General features: G+C 43.3%; 23 protein-coding genes. 8 read left to right on the top strand and 15 right to left on the bottom strand.

Annotated features, from left to right (window positions below; translation table 11 throughout):
- Nucleotides 1–2: 2 nt before the first annotated feature.
- Entirely contained in the window at nucleotides 3–920 is a 918-nt protein-coding gene (gene glyQ / locus D8790_RS01935; RefSeq protein WP_002893545.1) for a glycine--tRNA ligase subunit alpha, read from the bottom strand.
- 608 nt (nucleotides 921–1,528) lie between these two features.
- Here glyQ and D8790_RS01930 point away from each other — a divergent pair.
- The 5 genes from D8790_RS01930 (at nucleotide 1,529) to serS (ending at nucleotide 6,262) form a co-directional block, all read left to right on the top strand.
- Nucleotides 1,529–2,518 (top strand): PTS sugar transporter subunit IIB, encoded by a 990-nt coding sequence (locus tag D8790_RS01930; protein ID WP_125387384.1) that lies wholly within the window; start codon nucleotides 1,529–1,531, stop codon nucleotides 2,516–2,518.
- 44 nt (nucleotides 2,519–2,562) lie between these two features.
- Nucleotides 2,563–3,369: a PTS mannose/fructose/sorbose transporter subunit IIC gene (locus tag D8790_RS01925; protein WP_002908912.1), complete on the top strand. Its 807-nt coding sequence runs from the start codon at nucleotides 2,563–2,565 to the stop codon at nucleotides 3,367–3,369.
- 18 nt (nucleotides 3,370–3,387) lie between these two features.
- The gene (locus tag D8790_RS01920) at nucleotides 3,388–4,329 is read left to right on the top strand and encodes a PTS system mannose/fructose/sorbose family transporter subunit IID (protein ID WP_125372482.1); all 942 of its coding nucleotides are present in this window, start codon (nucleotides 3,388–3,390) and stop codon (nucleotides 4,327–4,329) included.
- Between the two features lie 70 nt (nucleotides 4,330–4,399).
- On the top strand, nucleotides 4,400–4,771 hold the full coding sequence (locus D8790_RS01915) for a DUF956 family protein (RefSeq protein ID WP_125387383.1): 372 nt from the start codon (nucleotides 4,400–4,402) through the stop codon (nucleotides 4,769–4,771).
- A 213-nt stretch (nucleotides 4,772–4,984) separates the two neighbouring features.
- Complete coding sequence (gene serS / locus D8790_RS01910; protein ID WP_125387382.1) at nucleotides 4,985–6,262, top strand: serine--tRNA ligase; 1,278 nt, start codon at nucleotides 4,985–4,987, stop codon at nucleotides 6,260–6,262.
- A 286-nt stretch (nucleotides 6,263–6,548) separates the two neighbouring features.
- On the opposite strand, the gene D8790_RS01905 is transcribed toward serS, so the two are convergent.
- Nucleotides 6,549–8,507: a peptide ABC transporter substrate-binding protein gene (locus D8790_RS01905; protein ID WP_185761886.1), complete on the bottom strand. Its 1,959-nt coding sequence runs from the start codon at nucleotides 8,505–8,507 to the stop codon at nucleotides 6,549–6,551.
- 279 nt (nucleotides 8,508–8,786) lie between these two features.
- On the opposite strand from D8790_RS01905, the gene pbp3 reads away from it, so the two are divergent.
- The gene (pbp3, locus tag D8790_RS01900; protein ID WP_125387380.1) at nucleotides 8,787–10,064 is read left to right on the top strand and encodes a D-alanyl-D-alanine carboxypeptidase PBP3; all 1,278 of its coding nucleotides are present in this window, start codon (nucleotides 8,787–8,789) and stop codon (nucleotides 10,062–10,064) included.
- A 191-nt stretch (nucleotides 10,065–10,255) separates the two neighbouring features.
- Here pbp3 and sufB read toward each other — a convergent pair whose 3' ends face one another.
- The 9 genes from sufB to D8790_RS01855 form a co-directional block, all read right to left on the bottom strand.
- Nucleotides 10,256–11,668 carry a Fe-S cluster assembly protein SufB gene (gene sufB, locus D8790_RS01895; protein ID WP_125383452.1) on the bottom strand — a complete coding sequence of 471 codons (1,413 nt, stop codon included), beginning with the start codon at nucleotides 11,666–11,668 and terminating at the stop codon, nucleotides 10,256–10,258.
- Between the two features lie 17 nt (nucleotides 11,669–11,685).
- A complete protein-coding gene (sufU, locus tag D8790_RS01890) occupies nucleotides 11,686–12,123 on the bottom strand; it encodes a Fe-S cluster assembly sulfur transfer protein SufU (RefSeq protein ID WP_125387379.1) in 438 nt (145 codons plus the stop codon).
- Nucleotides 12,110–13,342, bottom strand: a complete 1,233-nt coding sequence (locus tag D8790_RS01885) for a cysteine desulfurase (RefSeq protein WP_125387378.1) — start codon at nucleotides 13,340–13,342, stop codon at nucleotides 12,110–12,112. The genes sufU and D8790_RS01885 overlap by 14 nt, the downstream gene beginning before the upstream one ends.
- Before the next feature lie 40 nt (nucleotides 13,343–13,382).
- Entirely contained in the window at nucleotides 13,383–14,645 is a 1,263-nt protein-coding gene (gene sufD / locus D8790_RS01880) for a Fe-S cluster assembly protein SufD (RefSeq protein ID WP_125387377.1), read from the bottom strand.
- Between the two features lie 41 nt (nucleotides 14,646–14,686).
- Entirely contained in the window at nucleotides 14,687–15,457 is a 771-nt protein-coding gene (gene sufC, locus D8790_RS01875; protein WP_125387376.1) for a Fe-S cluster assembly ATPase SufC, read from the bottom strand.
- Nucleotides 15,458–15,541: 84 nt separating this feature from the next.
- The gene (locus tag D8790_RS01870) at nucleotides 15,542–16,714 is read right to left on the bottom strand and encodes a glycosyltransferase family 4 protein (RefSeq protein WP_125387375.1); all 1,173 of its coding nucleotides are present in this window, start codon (nucleotides 16,712–16,714) and stop codon (nucleotides 15,542–15,544) included.
- Nucleotides 16,705–17,448, bottom strand: coding sequence for an adaptor protein MecA (gene mecA, locus D8790_RS01865; protein WP_125387374.1), 744 nt, complete (start codon nucleotides 17,446–17,448; stop codon nucleotides 16,705–16,707). Before mecA ends, D8790_RS01870 begins: the two co-directional genes overlap by 10 nt.
- A gap of 111 nt (nucleotides 17,449–17,559) precedes the next feature.
- Nucleotides 17,560–18,402, bottom strand: coding sequence for an undecaprenyl-diphosphate phosphatase (locus D8790_RS01860; protein WP_125387373.1), 843 nt, complete (start codon nucleotides 18,400–18,402; stop codon nucleotides 17,560–17,562).
- An 88-nt stretch (nucleotides 18,403–18,490) separates the two neighbouring features.
- Nucleotides 18,491–20,326, bottom strand: a complete 1,836-nt coding sequence (locus D8790_RS01855; protein ID WP_260470254.1) for a DUF2207 domain-containing protein — start codon at nucleotides 20,324–20,326, stop codon at nucleotides 18,491–18,493.
- A gap of 190 nt (nucleotides 20,327–20,516) precedes the next feature.
- Here D8790_RS01855 and D8790_RS01850 point away from each other — a divergent pair, with 190 nt between their 5' ends.
- Both D8790_RS01850 and D8790_RS01845 read left to right on the top strand, forming a co-directional pair.
- Complete coding sequence (locus D8790_RS01850; RefSeq protein ID WP_125387371.1) at nucleotides 20,517–22,082, top strand: ABC transporter substrate-binding protein/permease; 1,566 nt, start codon at nucleotides 20,517–20,519, stop codon at nucleotides 22,080–22,082.
- Complete coding sequence (locus D8790_RS01845) at nucleotides 22,079–22,819, top strand: amino acid ABC transporter ATP-binding protein (RefSeq protein WP_005591761.1); 741 nt, start codon at nucleotides 22,079–22,081, stop codon at nucleotides 22,817–22,819. Before D8790_RS01850 ends, D8790_RS01845 begins: the two co-directional genes overlap by 4 nt.
- 93 nt (nucleotides 22,820–22,912) lie before the next feature.
- Here D8790_RS01845 and D8790_RS01840 read toward each other — a convergent pair whose 3' ends face one another.
- From D8790_RS01840 to ilvC, 4 genes are all read right to left on the bottom strand, one after another.
- Nucleotides 22,913–23,128: a capsule biosynthesis transcriptional regulator gene (locus D8790_RS01840; RefSeq protein WP_001130035.1), complete on the bottom strand. Its 216-nt coding sequence runs from the start codon at nucleotides 23,126–23,128 to the stop codon at nucleotides 22,913–22,915.
- Nucleotides 23,129–23,238: 110 nt separating this feature from the next.
- Entirely contained in the window at nucleotides 23,239–24,135 is an 897-nt protein-coding gene (locus tag D8790_RS01835; RefSeq protein ID WP_048766446.1) for an SPFH domain-containing protein, read from the bottom strand.
- Between the two features lie 93 nt (nucleotides 24,136–24,228).
- Nucleotides 24,229–25,479 (bottom strand): threonine ammonia-lyase IlvA, encoded by a 1,251-nt coding sequence (ilvA, locus tag D8790_RS01830; protein WP_125387370.1) that lies wholly within the window; start codon nucleotides 25,477–25,479, stop codon nucleotides 24,229–24,231.
- A gap of 70 nt (nucleotides 25,480–25,549) precedes the next feature.
- Complete coding sequence (gene ilvC / locus D8790_RS01825) at nucleotides 25,550–26,572, bottom strand: ketol-acid reductoisomerase (protein WP_125387369.1); 1,023 nt, start codon at nucleotides 26,570–26,572, stop codon at nucleotides 25,550–25,552.
- Nucleotides 26,573–26,610: the final 38 nt, after the last annotated feature.

The raw sequence follows: 26,610 nt of genomic DNA, 5'->3' as shown, positions 1-26,610 counted from the left end.
GATTATTCTCCCTCCTCTGCCAAGAGTTTCTCGCGAGTCTCTGCATCCAAAAGTGGGTAGCCTAGACGCTTGCGCTCAGCAACAAAGGTCTTAGCCACAACACGAGCCAGATTACGAATACGAGCGATATAACCAGCCCGCTCTGTCACAGATACAGCACCACGCGCATCCAAGAGGTTAAAGGTATGCGAGCATTTGAGAACATAATCATAGGCCGGGTGCACTAGATGCTCGTCCAGACAGCGCTTGGCTTCTGCTTCAAACTTCTCAAAATTCCCCAAGAGCAAGTCTTGATCGCTGACCTCAAAGCTATACTTGGAATGCTCATACTCAGGATGCGTGAAAATTTCGCCATACTTAACGCCATCAGCCCACTCAATATCATAGACAGAGTCTACTTCCTGGATATAAGAAGCCAGACGCTCCAGACCATAAGTCACCTCAGCAGTCACCGGCTGAGTTGGCAGACCTCCGACCTGCTGGAAGTAAGTAAATTGAGTGATTTCCATCCCATCCAGCCAAACTTCCCAGCCCAGACCAGCCGAGCCAGTTGACGGATTTTCCCAGTTATCCTCGACAAAGCGGATGTCGTGCTCCAGCGGATTGATACCCAAAAGCTCCAAAGACTGCAAGTAAAGTTCTTGGATATTGCTTGGAGACGGCTTCATGACTACCTGAAATTGATGGTGCTGATAAAGACGGTTCGGATTTTCCCCATAACGCCCATCTGCTGGTCGGCGAGACGGCTCTACATAGGCCGCATTCCACGGCTCAGGCCCAATTGCCCGCAGGAAGGTATAGGGACTCATTGTTCCCGCCCCCTTCTCATTATCATAAGCCTGCATGAGCATACAGCCCTGGTCATTCCAGAACTGCTGTAAAGTCAAAATAATTTCTTGAAAGGTAAGTTTCTTAGACATTAGTTACTCCTTTTTTGTTTCATTTCCAGCACTAGGTTTGTCCTCTGTTCTGTTTGAACAAGCAAAAGAACCACATCCGACAGTCCTAGGCTATTGTGACCTAGGGGCGTCAAAACGCGGTTCCACCCTAATTTATTACTTCATTACGTTTAAAAATGCTAACCGAAAGCGCCATCTGCACTGCTTCCCTATCCGGCTCACACTATCCCGAACTCGCTAAAAAGTAGACAATGAGAATTCTTTCTAAAAAAGATTATAGCAGAAAATAGATAATTTGTAAAATACTTCTTGGACTTCAGCTATAAATTCTTCCTATATAAATTTGCTTTCTATCAATCTAGTAGATAAGCATTTTCATAGAAATTTTCAACGACTTTCATATATTAACCTAGTTACATTGATGATCTAATCTTCATCTAATTATTTAGTGAGAAGAAAGGATAAAAAAAGACTGATATAACAGCGTTTTTCACTAGAAATAGAATTTGAAAATAATTGTCGCTTCGATTCAGGTACTTGCATTTTTCATGAAAACGTTTTATAATAATAGTTAGCCTTAAAGTTTTCTTAAACTTAAGTCAAACATTTTATAAGGAGGAAAAACAATAATGAGTATTGGAATCATTATTGCCAGCCACGGTGAATTTGCTGCCGGCATTCATCAGTCAGGTTCTATGATTTTTGGTGAGCAAGAAAAAGTTCAAGTTGTAACTTTCATGCCAAACGAAGGTCCTGATGATCTGTATGCAAAATTCAATGACGCTGTGGCTTCGTTTGATGCAAACGATGAGGTATTGGTCTTGGCTGACCTTTGGAGTGGGTCACCATTTAACCAAGCTAGCCGTGTCATGGGTGAAAATCCAGACCGCAAGTTCGCGATTATTACAGGTTTGAACCTGCCTATGCTAATTCAAGCCTACACAGAGCGCATGATGGATGCAAACGCTGGCGTAGATGCTGTCGTTGCAAACATTATTAAGGAAGCTAAGGAAGGCGTAAAAGCACTTCCAGAAGAGCTAAATCCAGTCCTAGAAAGCGCTGCTCCTGCTGCTGCACCAGTTGCTCAAGCAGCTATCCCAGAAGGAACTGTTATCGGAGACGGCAAGCTCAAAATCAACCTTGCTCGTATCGATACTCGTTTGTTGCATGGACAAGTTGCAACAGCTTGGACTCCAGATTCAAAAGCAGACCGTATCATCGTTGCTTCTGACTCAGTAGCTAAAGATGAACTTCGTAAAGAACTCATCAAACAAGCTGCACCTGGTAATGTTAAAGCAAACGTTGTTCCAATTGATAAGCTGATTGCTGTTTCAAAAGATCCACGTTTCGGTAATACGCACGCTCTTATCTTATTTGAAACTCCACAAGATGCCCTACGCGCTATTGAAGGAGGTGTGCCAATCAAGACTCTCAACGTCGGCTCAATGGCTCACTCAACTGGTAAGACAATGGTCAACAACGTTCTGTCAATGGACAAGGACGACGTGGCTACTTACGAAAAATTGCGTGATCTCGGAGTTGAATTCGACGTACGTAAAGTACCAAATGACTCTAAGAAAGATTTGTTTGATTTGATTAAGAAAGCCAACGTGCAGTAGAATCAAACGTTTTGCTTTTATTAATTTACGAAAGGATTTAGAACATGTCTATTATTTCTATGGTTTTAGTAGTCTTTGTTGCCTTCTTAGCTGGTCTAGAAGGTATCTTGGACCAATTCCAATTCCACCAACCGCTGGTTGCTTGTACCTTGATTGGACTGGTAACTGGTAATTTGGCAGCCGGTGTTATGCTGGGTGGCTCTCTCCAGCTGATCGCTCTTGGCTGGGCTAATATCGGAGCTGCTGTGGCACCTGATGCTGCCCTCGCTTCTGTTGCCGCTGCCATCATCATGGTACTGGGTGGAGACTTCTCAAGCAAAGGAATTGCTGTAGCACAAGGTGTTGCTATTCCACTTGCTGTTGCTGGTCTCTTCTTGACTATGATTGTCCGTACTTTGTCAGTCGGTTTGGTTCACGGTGCAGATGCTGCTGCGAAAAAAGGAGACTTCAAAGGCGTTGAACGCGCTCACTTCATCGCTCTCTTCATGCAAGGAGCACGCATTGCTATCCCTGCAGCACTGCTTTTGATGATTCCTGCTGAGTCTGTTAAATCTGCTCTTGAAGCTATGCCAGCTTGGCTATCAGAAGGTATGCAAATCGGTGGTGGTATGGTCGTTGCCGTTGGTTATGCCATGGTTATCAACATGATGGCAACTCGTGAAGTATGGCCATTCTTCGCTATTGGTTTCGCTTTGGCTGCTGTCAGCGAACTCACTCTGATTGCCCTTGGTGCAATTGGTGTCGCTATTGCCCTCATCTACCTTGCCCTGTCTAAAAAAGGCGGAAATGGTGGTGGCGGAGCAACAGCTTCATCTAACGATCCAATCGGCGACATCCTAGAAGACTACTAAGAAAGGAGACACACTATCATGACAGAATTAAATACTGTAAAACCTGATGAGTCAGGAAAATTGACTCTTTCAAAGGCTGACCGTCAAAAAGTTTGGTGGCGTTCTACTTTCTTGCAAGGTTCTTGGAACTACGAACGTATGCAAAACCTGGGCTGGGCTTATTCACTGATTCCAGCCATTAAGAAACTTTATACTAAAAAAGAAGATCAAGCTGCTGCTCTTGAGCGTCACTTGGAATTCTTCAATACTCACCCGTATGTTGCAGCTCCAATCATCGGAGTTACACTTGCACTTGAAGAAGAAAAAGCAAATGGTGCAGCAATTGACGATGCGGCTATCCAAGGGGTTAAAATCGGTATGATGGGACCTCTGGCTGGTATCGGAGACCCTGTCTTCTGGTTCACAGTTCGTCCTATCCTTGGTGCACTTGGGGCATCTCTTGCTTTGACAGGAAATATCATCGGTCCACTTATCTTCTTTGTAGCTTGGAATGCTATCCGGATGACTTTTCTCTGGTACACACAAGAATTGGGCTACAAGGCTGGTTCTGAAATCACTAAAGACATGTCTGGTGGTATCCTCCAAGACATTACCAAAGGCGCTTCAATCCTAGGTATGTTTATCTTGGCTGTTCTGGTTGAGCGCTGGGTATCAATTAAGTTTGTCTTTAACGTTTCATCTGTTAAGCTAGATGATAAAGCATATATCCATTGGGACAAATTGTCTAGTGGCTATAAGGGTATCCAAGAAGCCTTTGCTCAAGTTGGTCAAGGACTATCTCAAACCCCTGAAAAAGTTACAACTTTCCAACAAAACTTGGATTCCTTGATTCCTGGTTTGATGGGACTACTTCTAACTTTCGCTTGTATGTGGCTGCTTAAGAAGAAAGTATCCCCTATCACTATCATCATCGCCCTCTTTGTAGTTGGTGTACTAGCTCACGTTGCTGGTTTGATGTAATTAAAAAGAAGGTTTCGGCCTTCTTTTTATTGTGGTATAATAGCTATATCATGTAAAAGGGAGAGGTTCTATGGCACAATCGCAAAATAAATCGATTGAATTTCAAACGACAGGAGTTTCCTATCTGGGTTTGGGTGGCAAGGTTGGGAAGTTTTTGGTCGGTGATGTCGCACTGGAATTCTACGCTGACGCCAATGTAGAAGACTATATCCAGCTACCTTGGTCTAGCATCCAGCAAATCGGTGCCAATGTCTCTGGGAAAAATATCAGTCGCCATTTCGAAGTTTTTACAGACAAGGGTAAGTTTCTCTTTGCTTCTAAGGATACTGGAAAGATTCTCAAAATTGCACGGCAACATATCGGAAATGAAAAAGTCGTCAAATTGCCTACCTTGATCAAAACAATTGGCCAATTCTTTAAAAATCTATTTGCAAAAAAATAGAAAATCCTGTATAATCTAGGAAACGGATAAGTAAGACTACGTCTTCTTTCAGAAAGTCTGCGGGTGCTGCGAGCAGATAGGAGTCTAGTGTGAAATTCTACCGTTGTAAGACAACTACATACATAATTAAGTGCACACCTGTGAAGTTGGATGGAACCGTGGCCTAGCCGCTCCAACAGTTTCCTCGGTGTGCTTTTATTTTTTGGAGGTTTTATGTTAGATTTAAAACGTATTCGGACAGACTTTGATGCTGTCGCAGAGAAATTAGCTACCCGTGGCGTAGCAGCTGATGTGCTCAATCAAATGAAGGAAATTGATGAGCAGCGACGTGATTTACTGGTGAAAGTAGAAAATCTCAAGGCAGAACGCAACACCGTTTCTGCAGAGATTGCCCAAGCCAAACGTAATAAAGAAAATGCAGATGACAAGATTGCTGCTATGCAAAAACTATCTGCTGAAATCAAGGACTTGGATGCTACTTTGGCTGAATTAGATGCTAAATTGACCGAGTTCACCACAACCCTGCCAAACATTCCGCACGATAGCGTGCCAGTCGGGGCAGACGAGGATGACAATGTAGAGGTCCGTCGCTGGGGTACACCGCGCCAATTTGACTTTGAAGCTAAGGCTCACTGGGATTTGGGCGAAGACTTGGATATTCTGGATTGGGAACGTGGCGCAAAAGTTACTGGAGCCCGCTTCCTCTTCTACAAAGGCTTAGGAGCTAGACTAGAGCGTGCTATCTACAACTTCATGCTGGATGAGCATGGCAAAGAAGGCTATACAGAAGTCATCACTCCCTATATGGTCAACCATGACTCTATGTTTGGTACCGGACAATATCCTAAGTTCAAAGAGGATACTTTTGAACTGAGCGACACTAACTTCGTGCTCATTCCAACTGCCGAAGTTCCACTGACCAACTATTATCGAGACGAAATTCTAGACGGCAAAGAATTGCCAATCTACTTCACAGCTATGAGCCCATCTTTCCGCTCTGAAGCTGGTTCTGCTGGTCGTGACACACGTGGTCTCATCCGCCTGCACCAATTCCACAAGGTTGAAATGGTCAAATTTGCCAAGCCAGAAGAATCTTATGAAGAGCTAGAAAAGATGACTGCCAATGCAGAAAACATCCTGCAAAAGCTCAATCTGCCTTACCGCGTTGTTGCCCTTTCTACTGGCGACATGGGCTTCTCAGCTGCTAAAACCTACGACTTGGAAGTCTGGATCCCAGCGCAAAATACCTACCGTGAAATCTCTAGCTGCTCTAACACAGAAGATTTCCAAGCTCGTCGAGCACAAATTCGCTACCGTGACGAAGCAGATGGCAAGGTCAAACTCCTCCACACTCTCAATGGATCTGGACTGGCTGTCGGACGTACAGTCGCTGCTATCTTAGAAAATTACCAAAATGAAGATGGTTCTGTGACCATTCCTGAAGTCCTACGTCCGTACATGGGTGGCTTGGAAGTCATCGCACCAAAATAAACAATGAAAGGTCCGAAACAATCGGACCTTTTCTTATTTTACTTAAGGAGAAATCCAACAGTTCAGAAAGAGAAACGAAATATAGGATTTTCCACTTTAAAAAGAGGCTGGGACAAAAGTCCTAGCCTCTCAATTGTCTTTGGATTGTCGAGCAAGGCGCAGTGGTTGAGTGGGCTCTACTACGCTGATTTCATCAGCTTTTACAGCCCTACTCAACTGTGCGGAGGTGGGACGACGAAATCGAATTCTAACCAATTACCGATTTCTGTCCCACTCTCCTTTTCTGTTACTTAACGTGACTTGCTAAGTCTTCTTGAGCTTTTTTATTTGATTCTTCTTTTTCTTTTTCCCATTTTTTCAAAGCTTTTTGATAATCAGCTACTGTCAGAACCTTATCTTGAAGCTCCATTCCCTTAAATACATAGACATCACCCTTGATACCTACATAAGAGTAAGCTTTGGTAAATGGTACGACCTTTTGGACCATTGGTGAAGCGCCTGCAGAAATAGATGGGATCACAATGGAACTATCTGTTAACCAAGCCTGCGCTGCTGCATATTTCGTATAGCGAGCATTGGTATCTTGCTTTTCTGCATCTGCCTGATCCAAAAGCGCTTTGTAGTCCGTTAAACCAACCTTGGAAGCAAGGTCTTGGTTTTGACCTTTTGTCAGACCAATATTATCCAAGATATCCCCTGTCTCTGGGTTAAAGATATTCAGATAAGTCACTGGGTCTTGGTAGTCTGCTGACCAACCAGACATATTGAGGTCATAGTCCTTTTGGGCAGCTGTTTCTGCGAAGTAAGTAGAGTTATCAAAATCGTCTGATGACATTTGATGCACGTCAATCACAACGTTTTCTTGGCCTAGAGCTGCCTCAACAGATTGTTTGAAGGAGTTGGTCCGCTGCACCATGATTTTATCAGTTTGGTCAACTGGTACATCTAGATGAATTGGGAATTCAACTCCCTGTGCTTGCATAGCTTCTTTTGCTTTAGCAAATTCTGCCTTGGCCTTATCTGGGTTGTGGATGCTATCTTGGGCATCAGCTAATTTGACACCTTGCCATTCATCGCCATAAGAAGCCAACTGTGATTCAACGACATCCGAGAAGTCCTTGCCATCTACTTGCACAAAACTAGGAGGCACAAGCAAGCTTCTGATAATTTTCGTTGCTCCTTCATTACCATTCATCTGGGCACCAAAGGATTTACGGTCAAAAGCAAAGTTGATTGCTTGACGGAAGTCTTTATTTTGAATCGCTTCTTTGCTGGCAGCTTTTTGGGCATCTGTCTTAGAAGTGTGGCTATAAGCCTGACGATTCAAGTTAAAGGCATAGAAATAGCTAGTTGAATTTTGTGGAGTAAAGATGATGTTGTCTTTGTATTTCTTTTCTACTGATGCGTAGTTTGAGCTAGTCGGATAGAGACGAGCTTGTGTATAAGCACCATCAGTAAAGTTACGGATCAACGACTCTTGGTCAGAACCATCGTAGTAAGTCAGCTTGACATCTTCGATCTTCACATTGTCCTTGTCCCAATAGTTTTGGTTTTTAGAATATTCGATAACAGACTTAGAAGTAAATGACTTTAATACATATGGACCATTGTAGAGGATACCGGAAGGTTTCACGGTACCAAAGTCTTTGCCTTCTTTCTTCAGAAATTCTTCGTTAATCGGGAAGAGAATGCCCATCGTTGTCTTAGAATTCCAGTAGCTTTCTGGTTGATTCAGGGTGTATTGGACTGTATAGTCATCGATTGCCTTGACACCTACAGTAGAGAAATCATTGCTTTCCCCTTTGATATAAGCATCCAAGCCTTTGATAGAGTTTTGCACGATTGGTAATGCTTCTGATTTTTCATCTGCAGCGTGCTTAAGCCCTGTTACAAAGTCTTGTGCCTTGACAGCAGCATACTCTTCACCTTCTGCTGTGTACCATTTAGCGTCCTTACGCAACTTATAAGTATAAGTCAGGCCGTCTTTAGACACAGTCCAGTCTTCAGCCAATGAAGGGATAAGATTCCCATATTGATCATTTTCTAAAAGACCGTCGACCAAATTGGCAATAACGTCAGAAGTGGAGGAACGATTGGAGTTTACATAATCCAATGTATCTGGATCTGTATTGTAGACATAAGAATATGTCTTTGCCGAGCTAGTGCTTGACTTGCCACAAGCAGCTAAGAATAGCGCTGATGCTGCAACCAAACCAGTAATAGCCAACCATTTAGATTTTTTCATGAGCAGATCTCCTTCTTTAGATTATGTATTATTATACATCATTTTTAGACAAATACAAGTCTTATTTAAGAAAATTTTAAAATCCTATACATTTTTCTTATTTTTATTGAAACAAAGTATAGGAAAATTTTTATGCATTTTCATATATTTTCATAAACATGCAGAAAATCTTATAAATAAAAATTTGTTCAATATTTTACAAGGATTCTTGAATAGGATTATCAAAAATATCGGCTTTTTTATGTTACAATAGATTTATTACTAATCTAGGGGAAAGAAATGAAAAAACTTTTTGTATTCCTACTGCTATTCTTTGGTCTGATTGCCAAGCCTGTTCTGGCAGATGACTATGAAATTGCCGCTAAAAGCGCCATTGCTGTCGATGCAAACTCAGGAAAAATCCTCTATGAAAAGGAGGCTACAAGCCCACTAGAAGTCGGTGCTATTACTAACATTTTGACTGCTTATCTGGTTTACGAGGCCATTGCTGATGGCAAACTGAGCCTAGAAACTGAGGTTGATATTTCTGATTATGCTTACCAGCTGACAGTAAATCCCTCTATTGCGAACCTGCCTCTGGAAGCGAGACGCTACAAAGTAAAGGACTTACTGAATGCCTCTCTTTTGGCCAGTGCCAACAGCGCCACTATTGCTCTGGCAGAAAAAGTTGGTGGAAGTGAGGAAAATTTTGTCAAGATGATGAAAGCCAAACTCAAGGAATGGAATATTTCTGATGCAATCATTGTAAATGCTACTGGTACGGATATTCGTTTACTAGATGGTTCGCTAGAAACTACCAATAACGAAGAGGAGTCCGCAGAGAATTCTAAAAGCAAGAAAAAACAAGAGACTGTCAATAAGTTCAGTGCTTATGATATAGCTGTGATTGCCTCACATCTGATCGATGACTACCCAGAGGTCCTTGGCGTCACTTCTAAATCTCATGTGAATTTTGCAGGAATCCAACTAGAAAATCCCAATTTAATGTTGGAAGGCTCTCCTAGTTTTCGGACAGGAGTGAAGGGTTTGAAGACAGGAGGATCTGAGCAGAGTGGTGTTTCATTTGTCGGTGTGACAAGTGAAAAAGGGATACGATTGATCACAGTTGTTTTAGGAGTCGCACAGGAAGATAACGACCCTAATACCCGTTTTGGCGTTACATCTAGCCTAATGACCTACGTTACGCAAAATTTTTCTCCGACAGTCTTGGTCAAAAAAGGGGAAAGATACAACAACTCCCAAGTAGCTGTTAGAGACAGCCAAGAGGATAAGGTCGCTGCAGTTGCTAGTGAGGATTTGGTAATCCTAGAACGGATAGCCAATCAGGCTGAACATAAAGTTACCTTTACTCCAAGTCCACAGGAGCTGCGGGCACCTTTGAAAAAGGGTAGTGTAGTAGGTACCCTCACTTATACAGATTCTGAGCCAATCGGCCAGGGCTACATCGAAAATAAGAAAACTTCTATTTCTATGATTACAGAAAAAAAGGTTGAAAAAGCTATTATTTTTAAAGTCTGGTGGAACGACTTTGTCCGCTTCGTCAATGAGAAGTTATAAAAGAAATACCGCGAATCAATTGATTCGCGGTTATTTGTATAGTCGTAAACGTTTAACGTAATCAAAAAAGTTCTTTGAGGGTTAACTAGCAATCGAGTATTCCGCTACTGTTTAACAGGTCCTCTGAATCTTTTAAACACTTTGCTTAAGCAAAGATTTATTCACAATTAAAAAGAGGCCAATGCCTCTTTTTATCCGACAGATCCTTCCATTTCATAGCTAATCAAGCGATTGAGCTCAACTGCATATTCCATCGGCAGTTCTTTGGTGAAAGGCTCGACAAAGCCCATGACAATCATTTCAGTCGCTTCGGATTCTGACAAGCCACGGCTCATGAGGTAGTAGAGCTGCTCTTCAGAAATCTTAGAAACCTTGGCTTCGTGTTCCAAAGCTACCTGCGAGTTGTGGATTTCATTAAATGGAATGGTGTCTGAGGCAGACAAGTCATCCATGATAATAGTATCACACTCGATATGGCTGACAGATTTCTTAGAATTGCGAGCAAAAGTCACTTGTCCGCGGTAGTCTACCTTACCTCCGCCCTTGGCAATGGACTTGGAAACAATAGACGAGCTAGTGTGTGGCGCATTGTGGATCATCTTAGCCCCTGTATCCTGATGCTGACCAGCATTGGCAAAGGCAATAGAAAGCATGGTACCACGCGCCCCTTCTCCATCAAGGTAAACAGATGGGTACTTCATGGTTGTTTTGGCGCCCAAGTTTCCATCGATCCACTCAACCGTCGCATCTTTCATAGCCCGCGCTCGTTTGGTTACAAGGTTGTAGACATTATCAGACCAGTTTTGAATGGTTGTATAACGCATATAAGCTCCATCCAAGGCAAAGATTTCAACAATAGCAGCATGCAAGCTGTTACTTGAATAAGTAGGCGCTGTACATCCTTCTACGTAGTGAACACTTGCTCCCTCATCAACGATAATCAGGGTCCGTTCAAACTGACCGGAATTTTCATTGTTGATACGGAAGTAGGTTTGAAGCGGAATGTCTACCTTAACACCTTTTGGAACATAGATAAAGGTACCACCAGACCAAACTGCAGAGTTAAGTGCAGCCAACTTGTTGTCTGTCGGCGGAACCAACTTAGCAAAATACTGCTTAAACAATTCTGGATATTCCTTGAGAGCTGAGTCTGTATCTGTGAAGACAATTCCAAGTTTTTGGAACTCTTCCTTCATATTGTGGTAGACCACTTCGGACTCATACTGGGCAGCTGCACCAGCCAGGTAAGCTCGCTCTGCTTCTGGAATCCCAATCCGCTCAAAGGTTTCCTTAATCTTCTCAGGCACTTCATCCCAGCTTCTAGCAGGCTTATCAGAGGCCTTTTGGTAATAAATCAAGTCATCAAAATTAATTTCCGACAAATCCGGCCCCCAAGTCTGCATCGGCATCTTTTTAAAAACCTCGTAGGATTTGAGGCGGAAATCCAACATCCACTCTGGTTCACCCTTGGCTGCAGAGAGCTCACGAATAACCGCTTCATTCAGCCCTTTCCCTGTTGAGAGAACAGGCTCAACATCGTCATGGAAACCAAACTTATACTCACCGAGATCAATCGGTTTTGGTTCTACTCTTTCTTCTGACATAATTTCCTTTCACATTCTTACTTTTTATCTTCTTCAATTGCTCGCTTGAGGGCATTCCAGCCCAAGGTCGCACACTTAATCCGCTGCGGGAATTTGGCAACGCCTGCTAAAAAGGCGCCATCGCCCAATTCTTTCTGGCGACTGTCTTCTTGGCCCTGAACCATCTGTGAGAAAACTTCCGCTAACTCCAGCGCCTGCTCTTTTGTCTTGCCCAGAACCGCATCCGTCATCATGCTGGCCGAAGCCGTAGAGATGGTACAGCCAGAATTAACAAAAGCAATATCCTCAATCTCATCTTTATCATTAAACTTCACAGACAGGCTGATAACATCACCACAGGTCGGGTTATTGAGAACTACTTGCTCCACATCTTCCAACTTACCATGATGATGGGGGTAAGCTGAGTGGTCGGTCACAACCGCCTTGTAAAGACTGTCTAACTTAGAAAGCGCCATTGAAAAACTCCTTTGTCTTTTCTAAAGCATCCACCAGCTTGTCGCAATCCGCATAGGTATTGTAGATGTAAAAGCTGGCCCGCACAGTTGCTGGCACCTGCAGATAGGTAAGCAGAGGCTGAGCACAATGGTGACCCGCCCGAACAGCCACTCCCTCATAGTCTAGAGCCGTCGCAACATCATGCGGATGGAGACCATCCAGATTAAAGGCAATCACGCCTGAGCGCTGGGCCAAATCCTGAGAACCATAAATGGTCAAGCCTTCCACCGCCTGCAACTTAGGAAATACGTAGGCAATTAAGTCCTGCTCATGCTGAGCAATGGCATCCATGCCCAAGTCTTCCAAATAATCAATGGCCGCCGCAAGACCGATTGCTCCTGCCATATTTGGAGTGCCGGCCTCAAACTTCCAAGGTAGTTCCTTCCAGGTCGCCTCCTGCTCATAGACGAAATCAATCATTTCGCCACCGAACTCGACTGGCGACATATGCTCCAGCAGCTCTTCCTTGCCATAGAGGACGCCGATTCCAGTAGGTCCGGCCATCTTATGTCCCGAAAAGGCGAAGAAATCCACATCCAAATCCTGCACATCAATCTTCATGTGCGGAATGGATTGAGCCCCATCCACCACCAAAAGCGCTCCTTGCTGATGAACCAGCTGGGCAATCTCCTTGATGGGATTGATGACACCGAGGACATTGGAAGCATGAGCCAGAGAGACAAACTTGGTTCGCTCACTGAGCTTGGCACGGAAATCCTCCATATCCAGAGCCCCGTCCTTGAGATAGACATAGACCAGCTTGGCTCCGGTCTTCCTACAAACTTCCTGCCAAGGAATGACATTGGAATGATGCTCCATAATAGAAATCATCACTTCGTCACCAGGCTGCAGCCTTTCAGCCGCAAACTGAGCCACCCAATTGAGGCTCGTTGTGGTCCCTCGTGTAAAGAGGACTTCTCTGCTAGAAGCCGCATTGATAAAAGAGCGAACTCTTTCTCTGGCTGCTTCATAGGCCGCTGTCGCTCGCTCGGCTAGCGTATGCACACCGCGGTGGACATTGGCATTGTCTCTAAGATAGTAGTTTTCAATAGCCGCTAGCACCTGCTTGGGTTTCTGGGTTGTCGCCGCATTGTCCAAATAAACCAAAGGCTCATCATTGACAATTTGGTCCAAAATGGAAAAATCTTTCTTGATTGCTTCTGCATTAAATCCAGACATGAAGACTCCTATCTACTTACACGGGACAAGGCCCAGCTTTTTATCTTTTTGCGAGAATAATATCGATATTTTCAATCATTTCATCACGGACTTCCTTAACAGGGATTTCTACAATCACTGAGCCCAAGAAGCCACGTACGACCAAGCGTTCTGCCGTCGCCTTATCAAGACCCCGACTCATGAGGTAATACATATCTTCTGGATCCACCTGGCCGATAGAAGCTGCGTGACCAGCTGTCACATCGTTTTCATCAATCAAGAGGATTGGATTAGCATCTGAGCGTGCTTGGTCAGACAGCATGAGAACCCGGCTTTCCTGCTGAGCGTCTGCACCCTTAGCACCCTTAATAATATGGCCGATACCATTGAAGGTCAAGGTTCCTTTTTCCAGGATAACCCCGTGCTGCAGGATATTTCCGATAGAGTTGCAGCCATAGTTAGTCACTCGGGTGTCAATTCCCTGAACTTGCTTGCCACTTGAAAGAGCCACTACTTTCATATCCGCATGGCTTCCATTACCGTAAAGGTCGCTGTCAAAGTCAGCCACAACATTGCCTTCGTTCATAACGCCGATAGCCCAGTCAATCATGGCATCATTGTCCAGCTTACCTCGACGGCTGATATAAGCCGTTACATTTTCGCCCAAGCGATCAATAGCAGAAAACTTAATCTGAGCTCCAGCCTGAGCAATAACTTCGACAGTGATATTAGCTGTTACTGGAACAGAGCCCTCACCGTAAGTTTCCAAACGTTCCAAGTAGTTAACCTTGGAATGCTTGCCTGCGATAATCAAAATATGCTTGTTAAAAGGAACATCGCTTTCGCTGTCCTGATAAAAAATTCCTTCAATCGGCTGGTCAATCTCAACATTGTCCGGCACATAAAGCACCGCACCGCTGTTGAAGTAGGCCGTATGGTAAGCCGCCAATTTGTCCTCGTCATACTTGACTGCGGACATAAAATGCTTCTCCACCAGCTCTGGAATTTCTTCCAAAGCAGAGTGGAAATCAGTGAAGACCACACCTTGCTCTGCCAAATCAGCTGGCAGCTGCTCAAGGACAGTTTGGGTTCCCATTTGGATAAACTTGAGATTGTCTCCAAGAGCCGTGAAATCTGGCACATTGGTCAGAGGCTCGCTATCAGAAATCCGTCCGTCTCCCAGATTCCAGCGGTGAAATTTAACCCGCTCAATAACTGGCAAGTCTAGCTGATCAATCTTGTCAAAAGCCTTTTGACGAAGATCAGCCAACCATGCTGGTTCTGCGTGAACTTGTGAAAATTCTTGAATCAATTCTTTTGTCATGTCATTCTCCTATCTTTTATCAAAGTCAAAAGAATGTTTGACTAGACTTCTTCAGTATAGTTGAAGCCCAACTCTTCAGCCAATTTGGCATAGCCTTCTTTCTCCAAGCGGACTGCCAATTCTGGACCGCCAGAAAGAACAACTTTCCCCTCCATCATGACATGAACTACGTCTGGGGTGATATAGTTGAGCAGGCGTTGGTAGTGGGTGATGATCATAGCGCCAAAGCCCTCTCCACGCATAGCATTGACCCCTTTAGATACGACCTTGAGAGCATCAATATCCAGACCTGAGTCAATCTCATCCAAAAGCGCAAAAGTTGGCTCTAGCATAAGCAACTGCAGGATTTCATTGCGTTTTTTCTCACCACCTGAGAAACCTTCGTTGAGGTAGCGCTCAGCCATCTCTTCTTTCATGTTGAGCAGTTCCATCTTTTCATCCAGCTTCATGATAAAATCGCGGACAGAGATTTTTTCATCGTCTTCCTTGCCAGCATTCATGGCCGCACGGAGAAACTCTGCATTAGTAATACCAGGAATTTCACTAGGATACTGCATCGCAAGGAAGAGTCCCATACGAGCACGCTCGTCTACTTCCAGCTCCAAGATATTAACCCCATCAAAAAGCACCTCTCCTTGAGTTACTTCGTAGTTAGGATTTCCCATAATGGCTGCAGACAAGGTAGATTTCCCTGTTCCATTTGGTCCCATGATGGCTGCAACCTCTCCCGTTTTCAGCGTCAAGTTGACTCCCTTAAGAATTTTCTTCCCTTCAATTTCAACATGAAGGTCTTTGATTTCCAATACAGACATGATTGTTTTCCTTTCCTTTTTGGCAATTTATGCTTTCTTTAGTATACCAAAAAAAAGCCCAAAAGGCTTTTATTTTGTTTAGAACTATTCTTGTTTGCGGCTCTTTTGATGCCTTTTCTGTCGAACTTCTTCTCGATAAGAAGAGTTCCCGATAAAACGCAAAATGTTGAGCAAGGGCGTCCTTTGTGGACCCAGCACACCTATTAGTTCTACTAAGAGTTCGACACCTAGCAAAAGACCAATTACGAGGAGGAGTCCGCCGATGCGGGTCGATACATTTAGCAGGAGGGAAATCATAGAGAAAATCATCGAAATCCCATAGATAACTAGAACAGTTCCCCGATGTGTCAATCCTAAGGACAAGAGCCTATGGTGAAGGTGGTGACGGTCAGGCTGATAAAATTTCTGACCAGACAAAGTACGACGAACGATTGCTAAAAAAGTATCGGTAATTGGCACACCCAAGATAATCATAGGTGTGACAATCGCTACTGCCGTTGCATTCTTCAAGCCTTGTAGAGACAGGACTGAAATCATAAAGCCGATGAAAAGAGCCCCCGTATCCCCGCCATATATAATGGCTGGATGATAATTGTAAGGAAAGAAGCCAGCAATAGAGGCCACTAAAACCAAGATGGTCAGGGTCAGGAATAAATTATGACCCGGTAAGAAAAAGTAGGAAACAATGCCCATGGTTAGCAAGGAAATAATGGAGACCCCGCTAACAAGGCCGTCTAAACCATCCATGAGATTAACCGCATTGGTAATGGAGACAATCCAGAGAATGGTCAAAATGAAAGATAGCCAAGGCGGGAAAAAGAGATGGGGACCACCAAAAGGAATCTTAAAGTCATCCAAGCGGAAATCCGTCAGCCACCAAATCAGGCAGGCAGCCAGCACAATCCCCCCTAGCTTCAGCAGAGGACTTAATTCTTTAATATCGTCGATAAGACCCGTCAGGGCAACAATCAAGCCCCCCAACACCACTGGCCAAATATAATCAAAATAAGTCTGTTCAAAGAAAGTGACACCAACAATCTGCGGCATGAAGACCAAAGTCGCCACGGTAAAAGCCGTCACAACTGCCAGTCCGCCTGCACTCGGCATGGGCTTTTTATTGATTCGTCGAGCATTGGGATAGTCGACTGCATCCATTTTAAAAGCCAAGAGCCGAACGAGGGGAGTCAGCAAAACTCCGACAACAAATGTTGCTAGTAGCACCAAAATGAACTTCAATGGAAAAGCAATCATACGCATTCAACTTTCTGCAACTGTTGGATAGCTTCTGTCACCAAAAGCAGACGCCCGTGTTCTTGTAGGACAGAACGTGTAATATCTGTATCCTCAGCAAATTCACGCATTTTAGCCAGTAACCAAGCTGGATAAAGAGCAGGTTGCTCTTCCAAATCTACCAAAATAGTCAGATAGTAGGCAGAGTCGTATTTATAAAGTTCTGATAGGTCTATTGGGTAGTCAACCGTTTTGGCGAAAGAAACTGCACTCTGCAAATCAGTAAATGACAAAATATAGTAGACATAACGGTCTAGATTTTCTTCCCTATCTTCTGAAGAATCTACAGAAGCCTCCTGGTCATCCTCTGCTGCTTCTAAAGATTTGACTGCCTCAAGGTCATCCTTACTCTTTTCAAAGATATTTTTCTCTAAAGTCTTTAAGAACTCATCTGGAGACATTTGGCTGAGCTCGTCCATGTCCGGTAGATTTCCCAAATCTTCAAAATTCAAATTCTTATCAATCTTGGATCTCGTCACAAAGACATCCAGCTTGTCTGGCTTAGGCGTCACTCGAAAGCTCAGCATGCCACTGTCTAAAAAGCTGTCCGGCATTTCCAACTCATCCAAAATAGTATAGAAAAACTCTTCTGTTTTTTCTTGGGGAACTAGGAAATCTGCAATTTCCATTCCGTGTTCTTCTAGATCTTCCAACTGGATGGTGATTTTAATCGTCGAATCATTAATCTGTTTCACTTCCATCTCATCAACCTCATACTTTCATAGTCTTTCTATTATACTAAAATTCTAAACTTATTTCAAAAAAATAACTGGTCAAATAAGAAAAGGCTGGGAAAATTTCCCAAGCCTTGATTAACCAATAATGACCTTGATCAGACCGTAAACCAACAGCAAAACTCCGAGTCCGATCCGATATTTACCAAAGATTGTAAAGTCATGATTCTTGACATAGTCTGTCAGGAAGCGAATCACATAAAGGCTGACTCCGAAAGCCACTCCCATCGCTACCAATAAAAGGAATAATTGATCGAAACCTAAAGAATTACCCTTGATGATAAATTTCAGGATTTTCAGCCCACTTGCACCAAACATTATTGGAATACCCAAGTAGAAAGTAAACTCTGTCACAACTGGTCGGCTGACACCATTCAAGAGACCACCAACAATGGTCGCACCTGAACGGCTGGTTCCTGGAAAGAGGGACAAGACTTGGAAAAGACCGATATAAAGAGCTGTTTGATAAGGAAGTCTGCTCAATTCCGTAACGGTCGGTTCCACCTGCTCTCGTTTTTCCAGATAGATAAAGGCACCCCCGTAGATAATCAGCATGATCGCAACGGATACCAGATTATAAAAATGCGCTTCAAACCAATCATCTAGGAAAAGACCGATGATTGCAGCTGGCAAAGCAGCAACGACTACCTTGGCCCAGAGCTGCCAGGTCAGCTGAATTTGACGAGCTGTTTTTCCTGGTTTAAAAGGATTGAGCTTATCAAAATAAATCACCACAACCGCTAAGATAGCTCCCAGCTGAATGACTACATTGAACATTTCCATGAAGGCTGGATTTTCATTTTTATACTTGATAAAATCTTGAATCAGAATCAAGTGGCCGGTACTCGAAATGGGTAGCCACTCTGTAATTCCTTCAACAATTCCATAAATAATGGACTTTAAAATTTCAATAATAAACATAGATAACTCCTAAAACAACTTTAACATTTATTATACCACATATTGGAGGAGAGGAAAAGCTTTCTCAAAGGCTTTGGCAAGCTTTTTATCAAAAGGCTCCGCCCCCGCCGCCTCCACCGCCACCAGAGAAGCCACCTCCTGCTCCGCCTCCCGATGAAACAGAAAAATGACTGGCCGTCGAGGCAATGTGTCCATAATTTGAAAAACTATGGGAACTTGCGTAGAAAATAGGATGAAGATTGTATTGTAGATAAGTATTCATAGACGCGTTTTCCAAGGAAATCTGACGCAGCTTCATGACCCGACTAACACGATCCGCATAGCCAAATAGGGTAGCATAGACCAAAAGTCGGTTCCACAGGACAATGCCCTCCACCTCGGTATCGTATAGGCGAGCGATGTAGCGTAGCATATTCGCAAAGCTATTCCAGAGATAGAAATCATGGGCTCCCTCATCGCTCAAGACACCATCCCGCTGATATAACTGCAAGGCTCTGCCCAGCAGAACCGTCAACACCGAAGCAACAGCTGCAAGTGGAAGATAGAACCAAATAAAACCGTCTAGCTTGATCAAATAGACAAAAAATGTCAAGAGAGACAAGCCAAAAGCAAGGAAACTTGCCATTAGAGCCAACCACAAGAGAAGCTTTTCTCCCCGTTTCAAAGGACGATAGTGATCCAGCAAGTTTAGCTCCCGAATCTCCTTTAATACTTGTTCAGACAAAAGGTTTAAATCAGTTGAAAAGCGATTTTTTATTCGATTGCCTATTTGACGGATTCGTGCTTCATCTGCTGATTTCTTATTTTTATAAAGATCTTCTGAAATCTGATAAGATTCAAACAAGTCTGCTACAACTGCCTGTTTATGGTCGCCAAATGTCATCTGTAAGAATTGACCTTCAAACTCTGACAAACCTTTTTTAGAAGTTGGTTTCAAGATTGGCTTGTCTGCAGTTCCTAAAAGCTCGATATAGCCTCGATCTATCAAATCCAGCAAGGTCGCCTGCACCAAATTTTCAAATTTCAAATGCGCTCGTCCACCACTGGTCGGATCGACTTCTCTCATATCCACAGCAAAGATATTAGCCGCTACAATGAGAGGAGCCAGATCTTGCGGAGCTTCATAGAGGCGAGCGTCTTTAGGAAAAGCTTGGCTAGGGCGAATCTTCATCCGAAAGATCAGATAAAACATCCCCGAAAGCACCAGCAAGAACAAGGCCAAAAGAGGCAGATAGACTTCTCCCAAGCGATGATAAAACTGGCTCTTAGCTACAATCTCTTTCTCAACTGCTTGAAAAGTCTGTAGATAGTCGGTTGCTTTTGGATCCTCTGCTGCCTGATGCAAGGCCTGTCGATGCCAATATCCATGCAGTTCGACCTTCTTCCTGCTAGGCAAATGAGATAGCTGAATCTGATAAACACCACGATTTTCATCTATAATGGCCGATTGGCCAAAATAACCTGTATGAACATACATGTCCGTTAAGGTCCAAGTTCCCAGACCCCAAACCTTAATCGTCACATTTTGCAGTTCCTCTTCCCAATCACTAATCGGCGTCCATTTGAGCTCTGCTATATCTTTATGGAGGAAAAGAAGATTGGTCAAGTTCCATGTGACTGTTACTTTGACCGTGTCGCCTTCTTTACCTGCATTGTAAATCTTGACTTCGTAGCCATCTCCCAAATCTGTGACTCGTGGCTCAAAGTCATATTTTACGACTCCATTGGTTTTCACGGAAACTTTTGGGTCTGAATCAATAGCAAAGCCTTCTGGCATCTTTCCTGCCGAACCCAAAGACACCATCTGGCCATTGTAATCATCATCAAAATGATAGGTCACCTCTTCTGTATAGGTGGCTGTATTATCGGCATGGATCTCCAAATCTCCTTGATAAGACTGGATTTGATAGTCTAAAGCTGACACCGTTCCAGCAAAAAACAAACTCAAAAAAAGAAGGAAAATTCCTGACAAGTACCTTTTCATAAACCAAAGTCCTTTTCTAAATCTTTATTCTATTATAGCATTTTTCTCAAGTAAGGGCTTACCAGGATTGAAAAGTCGAATATTTTTCGGTAGAATAGAAAGAACTATTTTAGAAGGACTAGGAGAGAATATGAAAAAATTCATTTTAACCTTATTGACAGCCCTTCTCGTCTGTCTTGGAACCCTTACCGTAGCTCAGGCGGATGATTATCTCAGAATTGGGATGGAAGCGGCCTATGCCCCTTTCAACTGGACCCAAGATGATGATTCGAATGGCGCTGTCAAAATCGAAGGAACAAATCAGTATGCCAATGGCTACGATGTCCAAGTTGCTAAGAAGATTGCTCAGGAAATGGGCAAGGAACCTCTAGTTGTGAAAACTTCTTGGAACGGACTGATTCCAGCCTTGACCTCTGGTAAAATCGATATGATTATCGCTGGTATGAGCCCAACAGCCGAACGGAAAAAAGAAATCGCCTTTTCTAACAGCTACTATACTAGTGAGCCTGTTATGCTGGTTCGAAAAGACGGCAACTACGCCAATGCCAAGACCCTTGAAGACTTCAAGGATGCTAAAATCACCTCCCAGCAAGGGGTCTATCTTTACAATCTGATTTCTCAACTGCCAGGTGCCAAGCAAGAAACGGCCATGGGAGATTTCGCCCAAATGCGTCAAGCTCTAGAATCTGGTGTTATTGACGGTTACATTTCTGAACGTCCCGAAGCTCTGACAGCTGAAGCTGCTAACTCTAAGTTCAAAATGATTCAATTCAAAGAGGGCTTTGAAGTTGGTGAAGAGGATGCTTCCATCGCCGTCGGCATGCGTAAAGACGACAGCCGAATCGAGCAAGCTAATGCAGCTATCGCTAAACTCTCAACGGATGACCAAACGCAACTGATGGATCAAATGATTAAAAATCAGCCTGTAGATACTGACACCGACGATGCAGAAGATACATTCTTCAACAAAGTTTTTAAGATTTGGAAGGAGAATTGGCCGCAGTTCTTACGCGGAGCTAGTTTGACCTTGCTCATTTCCATTACAGGGACAATCGCTGGCCTCCTCATCGGTTTGCTGATTGGGGTTTATCGGACAGCACCGATTTCAAAAAACAAGGCTTTAGCCTTCCTACAAAAACTATTCGGTTGGTTCCTCAATGTTTACATTGAAATCTTCCGTGGTACTCCTATGATTGTACAATCCATGGTTATCTACTATGGAACGGCCCAGGCTTTTGGCATTTCGATTGACCGGACAGCTGCAGCCATCTTTATCGTTTCTATCAATACTGGTGCCTACATGAGTGAAATTGTCCGCGGTGGTATCTTTGCCGTTGACAAGGGACAATTCGAAGCAGCTACTGCGCTCGGAATGACCCACGGTCAAACCATGCGCAAGGTCGTCCTGCCACAGGTGGTCCGCAACATTTTGCCTGCAACTGGTAATGAATTTGTCATCAATATCAAGGATACATCTGTCCTGAATGTTATCTCCGTGGTGGAGCTCTACTTCTCAGGAAATACCATTGCAACTCAGACTTATCAGTATTTCCAAACCTTCACCATTATCGCAGTCATTTACTTCGTCTTGACCTTTACTATCACTCGAATCCTACGTTTCATCGAGCGGAAGTTTGACACAGATCATTACACAACAGGTGCCAACCAAATGCAGACGGGAGAATTGAAACAATGACCGAAACAATTTTAGAAATTAAAAATCTCAAAAAATCTTATGGGGAGAATCAAGTCTTAAAAGACATTTCTCTGACTGTCCACAAGGGCGAAGTTATCTCCATTATCGGAAGTTCAGGTAGCGGAAAATCAACCTTTCTCCGCTCCATCAACCTCCTCGAAACACCTACTGCTGGCGAAATTCTCTACCGCGGAAAAAATGTCTTGGATGAAAATTACGACCTGACTCATTACCGCGAAAAATTAGGCATGGTCTTCCAAAGTTTCAATCTTTTTGAAAATCTCAATGTCCTAGAAAATACCATCGTAGCTCAGACAACCGTACTCAAAAGAGAGCGTGCTGAGGCAGAAAAGATTGCCAAAGAAAATCTGGAAAAGGTAGGTATGGGTGAGCTCTACTGGCAAGCCAAGCCTAAACAACTTTCAGGTGGACAAAAACAGCGGGTTGCTATTGCGCGTGCGCTTTCTATGAACCCTGATGCCATCCTTTTCGATGAACCAACTTCAGCTCTTGACCCAGAAATGGTTGGCGAAGTCCTGAAAATCATGAAGGAATTGGCTAAAGAAGGCCTGACTATGATTGTCGTGACCCACGAAATGGAATTTGCCCGCGATGTTTCCAGCCGTGTTATCTTTATGGATAAGGGCGTCATCGCAGAAGAAGGCACTCCACAAGAATTCTTTACCAATCCTAAAGAAGAACGAACCAAGGAATTCCTACATCGCTTCTTGAAATAAACAACCAAGCAAACAAACAAGACGGAAAAAGATACATCCGCCTTGTTTTTTTATTCGCAAAATAAAAAAGCGGGTTTCCCCACTTTCCGAAGATTAGTCTTCAAACTTTTCATGATTCTTATCGTAGAAATCAATCAAGCCAAGAGCTGTTTCAAAAGAAATATTCTTTACTTTTGCACGTCCTTGAGCAAGAGCAATAATTGACATTTCACGCGCGTTTGTTTCTTTACTAATACGGTAACCTGTAATTTTTTTGTCACGAACCCATCCAACGACTGACTCTACTTTTTCAAAATTTGATTTAGCCATTTCTTACTCCTCTCTAACTTATTTCGAATACTAATATAATGGTTTTTATACAGTTTGTCAACTTAGAAAAACCAAAACAAACAAATTAAATAATTCTGAATATTCTATATTTATTTAGCTTTGAGGGCTGAAAGGATCTGGGTGCGAATACTCTCCACTCCATCAGGATTTGCTGGAAGGAAGATCGTGTTATTTCCTTGCTTATCTGCAAAATTATTCAAGGTATCTAAATACTGGTTAGTCAAGAGGATGGACATAATCTGTTCTTCTGTCAACTCAACATTGGCGCCTTTAAGCTCCTTAATTGAGTCTGCTAAGCCGTCTACGATTGCCTTCCGCTGCTCTGCAATACCGACCCCATGAAGACGGTCTTTCTCAGCCTCAGCTTCTGCAGCAGTAACGATTTTGATCTTATCTGCTTCTGCCAATTCCTGAGCTGCCACGCGCTTGCGTTGAGCCGCGTTGATTTCGTTCATAGATTGCTTGACTTCTGCATCTGGCTCAACCTTGGTAATCAAGGTCTTGACAATGATGTAGCCATAAGTCGACATTTCTTCAGCTACCTGCTTTTGAACTTCTAGGGCGATCTCATCTTTCTTTTCAAAGAGCTCGTCCAAGGTCAGCTTAGGAACAGAGGAACGCAAAGCGTCTTCGATGTAGGACTTAATCTGCGCTTCTGGTCGCATGAGTTTATAGTAAGCATCCGTGACATTGTGTTCATTTACCCGATACTGAGTCGCCACATTCATGGTCACAAAGACATTATCCTGAGTCTTGGTCTCAACAATAATGTCGCTTTGTAGCAAACGCAATTGAACACGAGCGGCGATTTTGTCAATTCCCAAAGGCAAACGAACATTCATCCCACTTGTACTAGTCTTGTGGTAACGACCAAAACGCTCAATGATGGCAACAGACTGCTGACGCACAACATAAAGCGAGCTAAATGCCAATAGACCACAAAGAAGAACAAAAATGAGAAAGAAGAAAAAGAAATTCAGTAACATAAGCGCATCTCCTTAATTTAATATAGTATATTCTAGCACAGTCCTTACTCACTTGCAATTAAAAAGTGGGATTTTACTAAAATATTTTTAGGATCAGACTAACATATTGTAAAGCGTTTCATTTCCGTTTAGATTGATGAAGGAAGGATCAAAATGCTCGATTCGATTGATCAGACCCGCATAGTCATGCTTATTGGCCAAGGCAATCCCAATCAGGACCGGTCCGGTTCCTTTGCTGGCCCTCTTGATGTATTCAAATCGAGTGATGTCATCATTTGGCCCTAAGATATCATTTACAAATTCACGTAAAGCACCTGGCCGCTGCGGGAAATTCACTACAAAATAATGCTTGATACCATCATAGATAAGGGCACGCTCTTCCATTTCAGGCATACGGTTAATGTCATTATTTCCGCCCGAAATGATACAGCAAACAGTTTTTCCTTTGATATATTCTCGCAACACTTCTAAGGCCGCCACGCTAGCTGCACCAGCAGGCTCTGCGATGATTCCTTGTTTAGAATAGAGATCAATCAAGGTTTCTGAAATCAAGCCTTCATCAACCCCGATAAGTGTTTCTACATTCTTCTTCGTTGCTTCATAAGTAGAGGCCCCTACCTTTTGGACTGCGATACCGTCCGCAAATTTGTCAATTTCATTGAGTTTGACAGGACCGCCTGCTTCAAAAGCTGCTCTCATACTGCGGGCTCCATTCGCCTCTACCCCGATCACTTCAATTTGTAGCTGGCTTTCCTTGATGTAAGTAGATACTCCTGCGATAAGACCGCCGCCTCCTACTGGTACCAAGACCAAGTCTAAATCGATGGACTCCCGAGCTGTATCTTCTAGGATTTCATAAGCAACTGTTCCCTGGCCTGCTTGAACGTGAGCATCATCAAAAGGATCGATGAAAGTCCGATTTTCCATCCGTGTGAATTCCATAGCCGCCCGAGCAGAAGCATCAAAAGTATCTCCTACTAGCTTAATCGTAACAAAATCGCCACCAAAGAAACGAACCTGTCCAATTTTTTGTTGAGGAGTTGTGATAGGCATAAAAATAGTAGCTGGGATTTGCATTTCATTACAAGTGTATGCGACACCTTGAGCGTGATTGCCCGCAGAAGCGCAGACAACCCCACGTTCTCGCTCTTCCTTGCTCAACTGAGAAATGGCATAATAGGCACCACGGATTTTGAAAGAACGGACACGTTGGGCATTTTCCTTTTTAAGATAAATCTTTGCCCCATACTTCTCTGACAAGTAATGATCATAATCAAGCGGTGTATTGACAACAACATCTTTTAATACCTTATGAGCACGAACGATATCTTTTGCTGTTAACATTCCTTTTCCTTTCTTTCCAAATGAGGTAAACAAACTCAGCTGGGATTCCAGCTGAGTTTTCCACACAATCTTAGTTGTAGATCTTGAAAGCATCGTCGTCGTTTTTACCAACAAATGGCATTGCTTTACGCAATTCCGCACCGACTTTTTCAATTTCAAGGTTAGCTGCTTGTTCACGGTAAGCAGTCAATTTTGGACGTCCAGCTTTATAGTCATTTACAAAGTCATTTGCAAATTTACCATTTTGAATGTCTGCAAGAACTGCTTTCATGTTTTCTTTGACTTGCTCAGTAATCACACGTGGACCTGATACATAGTCACCGTATTCAGCAGTGTTTGAAATAGATTGGCGCATTTTCTTGAATCCACCTTCATAGATCAAGTCAACAATGAGTTTCATTTCGTGCAGCACTTCAAAGTAAGCCAATTCTGGGGCATAGCCTGCTTCTGTCAAGACTTCAAAACCTGCTTCGATCAGGGCAGTCAAACCACCACAAAGTACAGCCTGTTCACCAAACAAATCTTCTTCAGTTTCTTCTTTGTAAGTTGTTTCAAGCAAACCAACACGAGCAGCACCAACACCTTTACACCAATCCATCGCGATGTCTTTGGCATTCCCAGTCGCATCTTGGTAAACCGCGTAAAGAGCTGGAACACCGAAGCCTTCTTCAAAAGTACGGCGAACCAAGTGACCAGGACCTTTTGGTGCACACATGAAGACATCTACATCAGCAGGCACTTTGATAAATTCAAAGTGGATATTGAAACCATGAGCAAATCCAACTGCGTTACCAGCTTCCAAGTTAGGAGCGATTTCTGCTTCGTACAATTCTTGTTGAATTTCGTCTGGTGCCAAAATCATGATAACGTCAGCCAATTTAGCAGCTTCTGCTACTGTATACGTGTCAAAGCCATCTTCTTTAGCCTTGTCAAATGACTTACCAGGACGAACACCGATAATCACATCATGACCTGTATCACGCAAGTTTTGTGCATGAGCATGACCTTGCGAACCATAACCGATAACGGCGATCTTTTTACCGTCAAGTGCTGCTACTTTTACATCTTTTTCATATTCCATTGTTACTGCCATAATGTTTACTCTCTTTTCTATTTTTTATTGCCTTATAG

Origin of the sequence: Streptococcus cristatus, from assembly GCF_003943535.1 — a bacterium.
Taxonomy (GTDB): Bacteria; Bacillota; Bacilli; order Lactobacillales; family Streptococcaceae; genus Streptococcus; species Streptococcus cristatus_L.
Note: the sequence above shows the minus strand (reverse complement) of the source record. Positions and strands in the feature narration are given on the sequence as shown.